At 64.3% G+C, this 12,385-nt stretch carries 6 protein-coding genes and 3 pseudogenes; 6 read left to right on the forward strand and 3 right to left on the reverse strand.

Annotation, left to right across the window (positions count from 1 at the left end; translation table 11 throughout):
* Positions 1 to 633: 633 nt before the first annotated feature.
* Positions 634 to 1,092: pseudogene (locus RN02_RS33480) on the reverse strand (extracellular solute-binding protein); the annotation flags it as partial.
* On the opposite strand from RN02_RS33480, the pseudogene RN02_RS23815 reads away from it, so the two are divergent.
* The 5 genes and pseudogenes from RN02_RS23815 to RN02_RS23835 all read left to right on the forward strand — a co-directional run.
* Positions 1,092 to 1,676 (forward strand): annotated as a pseudogene (locus RN02_RS23815) (ABC transporter permease subunit); the annotation flags it as partial. The pseudogenes RN02_RS33480 and RN02_RS23815 sit on opposite strands and share 1 nt — an antisense overlap.
* A 253-nt stretch (positions 1,677 to 1,929) precedes the next feature.
* A pseudogene (locus RN02_RS23820) lies at positions 1,930 to 3,203 on the forward strand (aminotransferase family protein).
* A gap of 321 nt (positions 3,204 to 3,524) precedes the next feature.
* Positions 3,525 to 4,067 carry a flavin reductase family protein gene (locus RN02_RS23825; RefSeq protein WP_043317344.1) on the forward strand — a complete coding sequence of 181 codons (543 nt, stop codon included), beginning with the start codon at positions 3,525 to 3,527 and terminating at the stop codon, positions 4,065 to 4,067.
* A gap of 338 nt (positions 4,068 to 4,405) precedes the next feature.
* Entirely contained in the window at positions 4,406 to 7,375 is a 2,970-nt protein-coding gene (locus RN02_RS23830; RefSeq protein WP_052267821.1) for a DNA methyltransferase, read from the forward strand.
* Positions 7,375 to 10,713, forward strand: coding sequence for a DEAD/DEAH box helicase family protein (locus tag RN02_RS23835; RefSeq protein WP_043317347.1), 3,339 nt, complete (start codon positions 7,375 to 7,377; stop codon positions 10,711 to 10,713). The genes RN02_RS23830 and RN02_RS23835 overlap by 1 nt, the downstream gene beginning before the upstream one ends.
* Before the next feature lie 24 nt (positions 10,714 to 10,737).
* Here the strand turns inward: RN02_RS23835 and RN02_RS23840 are convergent, their stop codons facing one another.
* Entirely contained in the window at positions 10,738 to 11,040 is a 303-nt protein-coding gene (locus RN02_RS23840; RefSeq protein ID WP_043317370.1) for a hypothetical protein, read from the reverse strand.
* 69 nt (positions 11,041 to 11,109) lie between these two features.
* Here RN02_RS23840 and RN02_RS23845 point away from each other — a divergent pair, with 69 nt between their 5' ends.
* Positions 11,110 to 11,919, forward strand: a complete 810-nt coding sequence (locus tag RN02_RS23845) for a hypothetical protein (protein ID WP_043317348.1) — start codon at positions 11,110 to 11,112, stop codon at positions 11,917 to 11,919.
* A gap of 123 nt (positions 11,920 to 12,042) precedes the next feature.
* Here RN02_RS23845 and RN02_RS33485 read toward each other — a convergent pair whose 3' ends face one another.
* Positions 12,043 to 12,315 carry a hypothetical protein gene (locus RN02_RS33485; protein ID WP_152623809.1) on the reverse strand — a complete coding sequence of 91 codons (273 nt, stop codon included), beginning with the start codon at positions 12,313 to 12,315 and terminating at the stop codon, positions 12,043 to 12,045.
* Positions 12,316 to 12,385: the final 70 nt, after the last annotated feature.

Here is a 12,385-nt window from a genome sequence, read left to right on the forward strand (position 1 = left end):
TAGTTCGGCTTCATGGAATTTTACCCCACTTTTACCCCACCTAATCGTTTGGCTGTCGGTGGATGCTCGTGGATCGCGATGGACGCTAATTTAGCCTGTATGCCCCGTATTTACTAGGGTGTAGGCGATCCGTCAGTGTCCATCGGCGTCCATGGAAATCCACCAAATAAGCGCATGGGGTGCAAGGGGTAGAGTGTTTGAGGTGTTCTGTTTTGGTTTCTGGTTGACGCAAATTGCGCACAAAACCATTGAGCGAACGCACTGATATCCACGTCTGGAACCGCGTCCGTCCAGACCACTCGGCTTGACCGCCCTGGCAGGCAGTGCTCTTCGATAAGCTCGGACGTAACCCAGAAGCGAATTCAGGCAGTGTCGCTGCAGAAGTCGGCGACGTGGTCATGCAAACCGCTGAGACCAAGGCCTTGGCCGATGCTGCGAAGGAGGTGAACTTCCAGGTTGGGGAATAGGGCCGCCGTGGCTGCCCACCTAGTTGTCCCATCAGCTGTCAGTCCTGTACCCGCTGACAGCGTGACCCACGTCGCTAGTATGAAATGGCAACCACAGCCCATCAAAACCAGCCAACCCCCACCAGCCCCCACCCAGCAGAAGTCGGTCCCCAACAGCCAAAACCTATCACGTCCCAGTCTTCACCCTCGTCCAGACCCGCGTACGCACCCGCTCAAGCCTCAAGGGCAGTGTTTCCAGCGGATACAACGTATCCATGACCTCCTTCGTGGGATGCTGCGCCGGGTTTTCGCGCAGTTGGGTGTCTATCAGTTTGGTGGCGTCCTTGTTGCCGTTGGGGGAGCCGACGTAGTTGGAGTTCTTCGCAGTAATTTCCGGGCGCAGGATTTAGTCGATGAAGGCGTAGCCTTGCTGTGGGTGTGACGCATCCTTGAGCAGCACCAGGTTTTCCATCCACACCGGGGCGCCTTCGCGGGGGATGCTGTAGGTGATCTTCATGCCGTTGTGGGCCCGTTCGGCGATCTGTTTGGCGCTGTATACCGAGCCGCCCCAGCCGACCACGGCGCAGATGTCGCCGTTGGCCAGGTCGGAGGGGAACTTCGATGAGTCGAAGTAGCGGATGTAGGGCGGATGCTGCGCAGCAGGGCTTCGGCGCCTTCTTCCTCGCGGTGCTGACGGCGGTGCCGGTGGGCATTCTCATGGGCGTCAACCGGGTGGCGCGGGGCATTTTCGACCCACTGGTGGAGTTCTACCGGCCGCTGCCGCCGCTGGCCTATCTGCCCCTGGTGGTGATCTGGATGAGCATCGGCGAAGGCTCGAAGATCCTGCTCATCTACCTGGCCATGTTCGCCCCGCTGGCGCTCAGCGCCCGCGCCGGCGTGCGCTCGGTGGCCGTCGAACAGATCCACGCCGCCTACTCGATGGGTGGAAGTCGCCGCTAGGTGCTGTTCCACGTGATAGTCCCGGCGGCCCTGCCGGACGTCCTCACTGGTATGCGCATCGCCATCGGCTTCGGCTGGACCACCCTGGTCGCCGCCGAGATGGTCGCGGCCACCGCCGGCCTGGGCTTCATGGCGCTGACCGCATCGAAGTTCATGGCCACCGAGGTGGTGGTGCTGGGCATCCTGGTGATCGGCGCCCTGGCCCTGTTGTTCGACCTCGGCATGCGCTGGCTGGAGCGCCGCCTGGTGCCCTGGAAGGGCAAGGCCTGAAGCCATGCCGGGCGGCCAGGCCCGGCGAAGCGGAGAGATTTCCCACGATCGGCACCCCCGGGTGCCCAGTACGCGCGGCGTCGGTGCGGGCACTCGCTCGTCCCGGCGCCGGGCCGGAACCATGAACAGGAGCAAGCCCGATGAACGATCTTTCCCCGCAGTCCGCCAGCGAGCAATGGCTGGAATCGGACCGCCGCCATGTATGGCATCACCTGACACGGCACCGGGGCTTCGAGCGGCGGTGCCGCCGATGATGCACCGGGGCGAGGGCCTGTACGTCTGGGATGTGCAGGGCCGGCGCTACCTGGACGCCACTTCCGGCGGCGTCTGGTGCGTCAACGTGGGCTATGGCCGGGCCAGCATCGCCGACGCCGTGCGCGACCAACTGGTCGAGCTGAACTACTCCGCCGGCACCCTGGGCAGCCCGGTGGCGGCGCGCTTCGCCGAGGCGCTGATCGAGAAGATGCCGGGCATGAGCCGGGTGTATTTCTCCAACTCAGGCTCGGAAGCCAACGAGAAGGCCTACAAGATGGTGCGGCAGATCGCCCACCGCAAGTACGCCGGCCGCAAGCACAAGATCCTCTACCGCGAGCGCGACTACCACGGCACCACCATCACCTGCCTGAGTTCCACCGGCAACAGGAACGGCGCATGCAGTACGGCCCCTTCACCCCGGGCTTCGTCGAGCTCCCGCATTGCTGCGAGTACCGCAGCCAATTCGGCCCGGTCGACGACTACGGCGCCCGCGCGGCCCGCGCCATGGAGGAGGTCATCCTGCGCGAGGGGCCGGACACCATCGGCGCGGTGGTGCTGGAGCCGATCACCGCCGGTGGCGGCGTCATCACTCCGCCCACGGGCTACCTGAAGGCCGTGGAAGCGATCTGCCGCAAGTACGACATCCTCATTCACATCGATGAGGTGGTTTGCGGCCTGGGCCGCACCGGCAAGTGGTTCGCTTACCAGCACTACGGCATCCAGCCGGACATCGTCACCATGGCCAAGGGCGTGGCGTCCGGGTATGCCGCCATCTCCTGCACGGTGACCACAGAAGAGGTGTTCGAACAGTTCAAGGGCGAGCCGGACGACCGCGAGGTCTACTTCCGTGACATCAGCACCTTCGGCGGCTGTACCGCCGGCCCCGCCGCAGCGCTGGAGAACCTGCGGATCATCGAGCGGGAAGGCCTGCTGGAGAATGCGGAGAAAATCGGCGCCTACCTGTTCGAAGGCCTGCTGCGCCTGCAGCGAGAACACCCGCTGATCGGCGAGGTTCGTGGCAAGGGACTCTTCCTCGGCATCGAGCTGGTCAGCGACCACGAGACCCGCGAACCGTTGGCCGAGGGCGTGGCCATGGGGGTTGCCGCGCTGTGCATGGCCAAGGGCCTGATCATCAGCCGTACCAACCGCTCCTTCGCCGACTTCAACAACACCCTGTGCCTGAGCCCGGCCCTGACCATCGGGCGCGAACAGACCGACCAGATCCTTTCGATCCTCGAGCAGGCGCTGGCGGAGGTTGGGGGAAGCTTCTGAGGAGTCGAACCGAACAGCGGGCGTCAGCGAGGAACTGGCGCCTGCGTGGTTCCGGCCAGGCGAGGCCGACGATGACCGGCATCGGGCGAACGCGGGCGAGGAATCTTCTTCTCGGGAAACAGGCGGTACGTTCCGAGGAAGGCGTGACGGGGATGGGTTGTCTGAGGCGGTTGGCTACGAGCGACAAGTGACCTCGTGGCAAGCCATGGAAAAACGCCTACTCTGTTCCTTCCCGCGTGCAGGCAGGGAAAGGAATAGGTGGTATCCACTCACCCACGGCCCTGGACACGGGCGTGGAACCCTGCGACGAGGAGCACCGCCATGAAAGCGCTGAAGCTGGAGAAGGCCTTCACCCTGCTGGAGCCCGGCCCGGTGGTGCTGGTCACCACCTGCGACGCTGGCCAGCCCAACATCATGACGCTGTCCTGGACCATGGTGGTCGACTTCACCCCGCGCTTCGCTTTCACCACCGGGCCCTGGAACCATTCCTACGCCGCGCTGGAAAAGACCCGCGAGTGCGTCATCGCCATTCCCACCGTGGACCTGCTCGACACCGTGGTCGGCATAGGCACCTGCTCCGGCGCCGACACTGACAAGTTCGCCCGCTTCGGGCTGACCGCCGTGCCGGCCCGGCATGTCGGCGCGCCGCTGATCGGCGAGTGCCTGGCGAACATCGAGTGCCGGGTGGTCGACGTGGTCGAGCGGCACAACATAGTGGTGCTCGACGGCATCGCCGCCTATGTCGATTCCAAGCGCGAGGAGCGCCGTACCCTGCACGCGGTCGGCGACGGCACCTTCGTGGCGGATGGCGAGACGTTCGACCGGCGCAAGGCGATGCGCTCCAAGCTGCCGCCGGGCGTCTAGTCGCGTCCCCTTGGCGCAGCCCGGCCCCCGCCGGTCGCGAATGACACGCTTCTCTTGTAAGATCAACGGTTTGGATTGGCAGGGCGCGGCCCAGGTTGCCAATCGCAAGTCAGTTGAGATTCACTGCCTGCCGGATCGCAGAGGGAGCTGAATCCTGATTCCGCCTGCCACCCCGGTCGCCATGCCGCCGAAGCGCCTCGCCGCTGCGGCGCGGGCCGGTGGTGCGTGCATCCCGAGCAGAGTCCGAGCCCGCCGTGGCGAACCCGGTTGCGGGCGCGGCGTGCGTTTTCCCGGCGCAGAACCCGGACAGATACAGCGGTATTGAAAAAGGCCAAGTCATGAGCGACATCCGTAATCCCAAGCACCAGGCCCTGGTCGCCAAGCTGCGCGAGATCTTCCAGATCGACCGCCCGGAGCTGGACTTCGGCGTCTACCGCATCCTCAATGCCCGCGCCGGCGAGATCAACGACTACCTGGAGCGGCGCCTGCCGCGCAAGATCCTGGAACACCTGGCGGGGAGCGATGGCGCCGAGCACGAGAACGCCGTCTTCAGCCACCTGCTGACCTTCTTCAGCCGTTACTACAACAACGGCGACTTCGTCAGCCAGCGCCGCTACAAGGGGGACACCTACGCCATCCCCTACGCCGGCGAGGAAGTCATGCTGCACTGGGCCAACAAGGACCAGTACTACACCAAGAGCGGCGAGAACTTCGCCAACTACAGCTTCCGCCTGGAAGACGGCCGCGCCGTGCACTTCCGCCTGGTGGCCGCCGACACCGCCAAGGACAACCGCAAGGACAACGACAAGGAACGCCGCTTCGCGCTGATCGAACCGATGACGCTGAGCCGCACCGACGAGCACGGCCACGAATACGACGAAGCGCTGCTGCCCATCGAGGAGGGCGACGGCGCCGACGGCCAGCCGCTGCTGACGCTGCGCTTCGAATACCGCCCGGTGGCCAAGGGCACCAGGCAGGAGACGCTGATCGGCAAGGCCGTCGAGACCGTGCTGGGCGATGCGGCGGTCAAGGCGCGCTGGGCCGAGCTGGCCAGGCGCGAGCCGACCGAGAAGAACCCGCAGCGCACGCTGCTGGAGAAGAACCTCAGCGACTACGCCAGCAAGAACACCGCCGACTACTTCATCCACAAGGACCTCGGGCGTTTCCTGCGCGGCGAGCTGGACTTCTACATCAAGAACGAAGTCCTGCACCTGGACGACCTGCAGAACGCCACGGCCATCGCCGATATCGACAAGAGCCTGCGCATGACGCAGTGCCTGCGGGCCATCGCCCGGGAGCTGATCGACTTCCTGGCGCAACTGGAAGAGTTCCAGAAGAAGCTCTGGCTGAAGAAGAAGTTCGTGGTCTCCAGCCATTACTGCATCACCCTGGACCGGGTGCCGGAAGCGCTGTACCCGGCCATCGTCGGCAACCCCCGGCAATGGGAGCAGTGGCGCCAGCTGGGGCTCTGGACGGGCGCAGCGAACGGCACCGAGCAGGACCTGCGCAACGCTCCCTTCCGGATGCTCGACACCAGCCTCTACGACGCCGCCTTCAAGGCGCGGCTGCTGGCCTCCATCGCCGACCTGGACGGCAGCGTCAACGGCACCTTCGTCCACAGCGACAACTTCCAGGCCCTGAGTTTCCTGCAGGAGCGCTACCGCGAGCAGGTCAAGTACATCTATATAGACCCGCCCTACAACACCAACTCCACGCCCATCCTCTACAAGAACGAGTACAAGCACTCGTCCTGGATGAGCCTGATGCAGGACCGCCTGATCAAGGGCATGAGCCTGCTGCGCTTCGACGGCGTGAAGACGGTGGCGATCGACGATTCCGAGATGGTCAACCTGTCCAAGGTGATGGAGCAGGTGGCGCCGGAGCACACGCTGTCGCGGGTCACCGTGGTGCACAACCCCAAGGGCTCGATCACCCGCAACTTCAACCGTACCCACGAGTACGCGCTGTTCCTCACCCGCGACGGGTTGTCGAGCATCGCCAGGACCCTGGAAGAGAACGGCACCCCGCGCAAGATGCGGCGCTGGGGCGAGAACTCCCGGCGCATCGACCGGCGGCCGTCGTTCTACCCGATCTACGTGCTGGACGGCCGTGTGGTCGACGTCGGCACGGTGCCGGACGACGATTTCCACCCGGCCGCCAGGAACGTCCTGCTGGCCGACGGGCGCATCGAGGTGTGGCCGATCGACCAGGACGGCGTCGAGCGGCGCTGGAACTTCGGCCTCGACTCCATCCGCCAGAACCTGGAGCGCGTCGCGGCGCTCAAGGTCGGCGACGACTGGGACCTGTTCGTCACCCATGAACAGACCGTGCCCAAGACCGTCTGGAGCGGCGGCGAGTTCGATGCCGGCAAGTACGGCAACAGCCTGCTCATCGACATGCTCGGCGAGAAACGCTTCGACTTCCCGAAGTCGATCCACCTGGTGAAGAAGTGCATCTCCCTGGCGGTCCAGGCCGACGAGCAGGCCCTGGTGCTCGACTACTTCGGCGGCAGCGGCACCACCGCCCATGCGGTGATCGAGCTGCGGCGCGAGGCCCAGGCCGCCGGCCTGGAGCCCAAGCTCGGCTTCATCCTGGTGGAGCAGGGCGAGTACTTCGAAACCGTGACCAAGCCGCGGGCGATCAAGGCCATCTACTCCGCGCAATGGAAGGATGGCGAGCCCACGGCGCCGCAGACCGGCCTATCCGGCTGCTTCAAGGTGCTCAAGCTGGAGAGTTACGAGGACGCCCTGAACAACATCCAGCTGGCCCGGCCGCCGGCGGTGGGCGACCTGTTCGGCTTCCTCCCGGACCACGCGCGGGACGACTACCTGCTGCGCTACATGCTGAACGTGGAAAGCCGCGCCTCGTTGCTGTCGATCGGCGATTTCCGCAAGCCGTTCGACTACGCCATGGACATCGCGGTGGACTCCGCCGGCGCCTTCGAGCGGCGCCCGGTGGACCTGGTCGAGACCTTCAACTACCTCCTCGGCCTGCGCGTCGGCCAGGTGGATGCGCAGCTGGAGCGCGGCTTCGTCAAGGTCGCCGGCAGCCTGCCGGGCGGGGAAAGCTGCCTGGTGCTCTGGCGTGACTGCGAGGTCCTCGACTACGAGGGCATCAGCCGACTCTGCGAGGAGCTGGCGATCGACCCGGCGAACAGCCGCTTCGATGTCATCTACCTCAACGGCGACCACAACATCCCCTCGGTGCTCACCCAGACCGCGGCGCAGGGCGGCGCCACCCGCGAGCTCAAGCTGCGCCAGATCGAGCCGGAATTCCTCGAACGCATGTTCGCCGTGGAGGCGCTCTGATGGCGCGAGCACCACGGGGCGCGGCCGGCAAGCGCAGCTTCCACCAGGAACTGGTGCTCAACCGCTGGATGCTGGGCTTCTTCAAGGGCGGCAGCCTGGGGGCGCTGAAGCTGCGCCTGGGCGACGACCGCCATGAAGGCGTCGATGATGGCGGCCAGACGTTGTTCTTCCACGAGCTCGCCGGCAACCTCTTCGAGCCGCAGCGCATCGGCGAGGCGGAGCTGCGCCGCTACGACCTGAACATCGTCGCGCACTGGCAGCGCATCACCGCCCAGCGCAACAAGCGCGAAGGCCACGAACTGCAGATGAAGTACTTCCAGTACCTGTCGCTGCTGTTTAGCGAGATCTACCTGGACTGGTACTTCAACCGCCGCGAAGCGCTGCTCGATGGCCTGAACGAAACCCTGGCGGCCTACCGCGGGGAGGCCGGCGCCGACCCGTTCCGCGACTTCGACGCCGACGACCTGAACAAGATCGCCTTCTGGAACGCCACCGGCAGTGGCAAGACGCTGCTGCTGCACGTCAACATCCTGCAGTACCTGCACTACTTCCAGGCCGGCAATGGCGACCGCTACCCGAGCAAGGTCATCCTGCTGACGCCCAACGAGGGCCTGTCGCGCCAGCACCTGGAAGAGCTGCACCTGTCCGGCTTCGGCTTCGCCCAGTTCTTCAACAAGAGCCAGACGCCGCCGCGCGGCACCATCGAGATCATCGACATCAACAAGCTCGGCGACGAGATGGGCGACAAGACCGTGGCGGTGGAAGCCTTCGAAGGCAACAACCTGGTGCTGGTGGACGAAGGCCACCGCGGCACCGGGACGGCCGCGGGGGCCTGGATGAGCCGGCGCGACGCCCTGGTGCGCGGCGGTTTCGCCTTCGAGTATTCGGCCACCTTCGGCCAGGCGGTGGCCAAGGGGCTGACCGTCGACGCGGCTGAGGAAGAGCTGAAGAAGAAGCGCGCGAAGATGCTGTTCCAGACCGCCAGCCTGAAGAAGCTGGACGAGGACCAGTTGGCGCAGTTGGCGCTGACCGCGGAAGAGCTGCGCCAGGCGCGCATCACCGCGACCCGCGAGGTCTACGCCAAGTGCATCCTCTTCGACTACTCGTACAAGTTCTTCTACGAGGATGGCTACGGCAAGGACTCGCTGATCCTCAACATGAACGGCGAGGCCTACGCCGAGGGCGACAACGCCTACAAGTATTTTGCCGCCTGCCTGCTGGCCTTCTATCAGCAGACCTGGCTGTGGAGCCGTCATCGCGAGCAACTGCAGGACTTCAACATCGAGAAGCCGCTCTGGGTGTTCGTCGGCAACAAGGTGGCGGACGAAGACTCCGACATTCTCGAGGTGGTGACCTTCCTCGCCGAGTTCCTCAACCGCGAGGCGCAGATCAAGGCCTGGCTGGCGGACCTGGTGAACGACAAGGCACAGCTGCTGGACGCCAAGGGCAACAACATCTTCCAGGGGCGCTTCGCGCCGCTGCTGGGCTATGGCGACAGGATCGACGAGCTGTACGCCGATATCCTCCAGCGGGTGTTCAACGCCCCGGCCCGCCAGCGCCTGAAGCTGGTCAACATCCGCAGCAGCAAGGGCGAGCTGGCCCTGCGGGTGGGCGATGGCGAGCCCTTCGCGCTGATCAACATCGGCGACGACTCCGCCTTCTTCCGCCAGGCCGAGGCCTGCGCGGCCTTCGACAGCGAGGCGGACGACTTCAGCGGCGCGCTCTTTGGCACCCTGAACCACAAGGACAGCCGGCTGAACGTGCTGATCGGCTCGCGCAAGTTCACCGAGGGCTGGAGCAGCTGGCGGGTTTCCACCATGGGCCTGCTCAACATGGGGCAGGGCGAGGGTTCGCAGATCATCCAGCTGTTCGGTCGCGGCGTGCGGCTGAAGGGCGAGGGTTTCTCGCTGAAGCGCACCAGTCCGCAGGAACGCCCCAAGGGCCTGCACCTGGACAAGCTGGAAACCCTGAACATCTTCGGCGTGCGCGCCAACTACATCGCGGCCTTCAAGGACTACCTGAAGGAAGAGGGGATCACCCCCAGCGACGAGCTGATCGAGCTGGAGCTCCCTACCCGGGCGAACCTGCCGCAAGGCAAGCTGAGGACCCTGGCGCTCAAGGACGGCTACAAGGACAACCAGCAGAAGGGCTTCAAGCGCACCCACTTCCCCTGGCTGTACGAAGTGCCCGCAGCGTTCGCCGGCAAGGTCAAGCTGCCCCATGTGACGCTGGACCTGTATCCGCGCATCGAGGCGCTGAGCACCACGAAGGCGACGGGCTCCGTGGCGCAGGCGCGCAACCGCGCCAAGCTCAACCCGGCGCTGTTCGGCCTGTTCGACTGGGACCGCATCTATGTCGAGCTGCAGGACTGCAAGCTGCAGCGGGGCTGGAGCAACCTGCGCCTGGACCGGCAGAAGCTGATGGACTTCTGCCAGGGGCCGGCCGACTGGTACACGCTGCTGATCCCGGCCAGCGAGCTGGCGATCACCGGCTATGCCGACGTCCGCAAGCAGGAAGACATACTGGTCCGCCTGCTGGTCGACTACACCGAGCGCTTCTACAAGGCGCTGAAGAGCGGCTACGAAGGCCAGTTCTACGACGTGGTCCAGCTGGATGCGGGGCACGGCTCGATGCTCAAGGGCTACCGCTTCGAGATCGAGGGCAGCGAGCAGGGCCTGGAGTATTTCCGCAAGCTGGAGGAGCTGAAGGCGCTGGTGGCGGAAGGTCGGATCGACCAGGCCGGCCAATGGAGCGCGCCGCACATGGTGGCCATCAGCTTCGATCGTCACCTGTACTACCCGCTGCTGTCGCTGGACGACAAGGACGCCGTTCCCTTCAAGCTGCGCCCGCTGGCGTTCGACGCGCCCAGCGAGTGGGATTTCGTCAGGGACCTGGAGGCTTTCCATGGCTCGCCCGCGGGCAGGCAGGCGATCGGCCCGCGCAGCCTATACCTGCTGCGCAACGCCGCCACCCAGGACAAGGGCCTGGGCTTCGCCACCGCGGGCAACTTCTATCCCGATTTCCTGCTCTGGCTGGTGGACGAGGCGACGGGGCAGCAATGGCTGACCTTCGTGGACCCCAAGGGCTTGCGCAACCTGGACCTGGGGCACCCGAAGCTGGGCCTGTACAAGGAGGTCAAGTCGATCCAGGCCACGTTGGCCAAGCCGGGCGAGCAGGCACTGGTGCTCAACGCCTTCGTGCTGTCGCCGACGCCCTATGCGGAGCTGCTGAACGTCGCGGAGCATTGCCCGAAAGCGGAGCTGGAGGATCGCCACATCCTCTTCATGGAGGATGGTGCCGGCAGCTATCTGGAGAAGATGTTCGCGAGGATAGGGTAGGGCGCTGCTGGCTGTAGCCGGGGGCTACAGCCAGTGGGCGGGAACTTCGATCTCGTAGTTCTTGGCCACGATGGCCAAGGTCCGGGCGATTTCCGCGTGGCGCGCCTGCTGTGCGCCATCCCAGCTTTCCCGGTTGGCCAGCAGGCTCTTGAGTTCCTCCAGGTTGTACATGCCCAGGCGGAGGAAGTTGCCCCAGGTCGGGGCGCCGAAGAGATTGTAAATGGTGGTGGTGTCGTCGCGCTCGCTGGCCAGGCGCTTGGGGCCGCTCAGCTTCTCGGCGGCGGCTTCCGCCTCGTCGCGGTCTTCGTAGGTATTGAGCAGCTTGATCATGAAGAACGTGCGATCTCTTCGTGTAGCATGACTGAAGGGCGTCGATTGTAGGGAGTAGATGTTCGCATGTCGAATCCATGGAAGGCCTGCAACCTGTATCAGAACCTGCTGGAGTCGTTGCCGCCGGGGCTGGTCGCCCGCGTTCCGGCAGGGCACTCCAGGCTGCTCGCCTGGCAGCGGGAGTCTCGGCACTACTACCAGACGATGTATCTCGATGAGGCTCAGGGCGCGCCGGCGCTGAAAAGACCCGGCGACGCGGTTTGCCGGGAATGCGAGAAGTTTCATCTCTCCACGCTCAAGCAGATAGACAAGAACCCGGACATCGACCTGGGCAATGAACTGGAGGCGGTGTTCGAGGCCTACTTCCAGCAAGTCCTGGATACCCTCGTTCCGGGGCTCGTGATCGAACGGGCCGATCAACAGGAATTGCACATGCCGGATTTCCAGGTGCGGCATGTGCAGACCGGCGAAGTTCTGCTGCTGATGGAGTTCAAGGTCATCTTCCGGCCGTTCCTGCTGATCTCGAAGAAGGTCAACCCGGCCTACGAGTGTTATTCCCACTCGATGACGCTGGACGTCGCCGACAAGTTGAACGCCCAGCGCGAGCTCGTGGTCAACGGCCCGGGCGCGCACAAGTGCGCCTACGTCTATTGGTACGACCTGCCTTGCGTGAAGGGCGTGTTCTGGATGTCGGCGCAAGACGTGTACCGGCACCAGGACGAGCAGGTTGCCTATAAGAGGAAGGTGGTCAGCGGCGACATGGGCTCGGCAGGGCAGGTGAGGGGCGCGGTCAGGAAGCTGTACCTGCCGCTCTATCAGATGAATGACTTCGACTCGCTGGTCTCGCTGCTGCAGGAAAGAGCGCCGCTGAAATAAAAGATTCAAAAAGTCGTTGACGGGGGTTTTTAACTCCCTATAATGCGCACCACTCCCAGCGACGAAGCGCTGAAAGAGCTTGAAAATCAAGCACTTAAGCAGGTTCGAGGTTGAGAGTGGTGATCAGGCCGGTGATTCACTTGTCGCCTTTGGGTTCGACAGCTGCTCCGGCAGCGAGCCAAAAGGAAGATCGCCGAGGTGCTTGACAGCGAGTTTGATCGCTGTAGAATGCGCCTCCCGCTGACGAGAAGCTCCGGCCGATCGAAAGCGCAAGCGGTTGAGTAGGAACGAAAAATTCTGAAGATAACGCTTGACGAAATGAGAGGTTGGCGTAGAATGCGCGGCCTCGGTTGAGACGAAAGCCTTAACCAACTGCTCTTTAACAAGTTGAATCAAGCAATTCGTGTGGGTGCTTGTGAGTTAAGACTGGTGATCGCAAGATTATCAGCATCACAAGTAACACTCG

This window comes from Pseudomonas sp. PI1 (genome assembly GCF_000812405.1).
In the GTDB taxonomy this organism is placed as follows: Bacteria; Pseudomonadota; Gammaproteobacteria; order Pseudomonadales; family Pseudomonadaceae; genus Pseudomonas; species Pseudomonas citronellolis.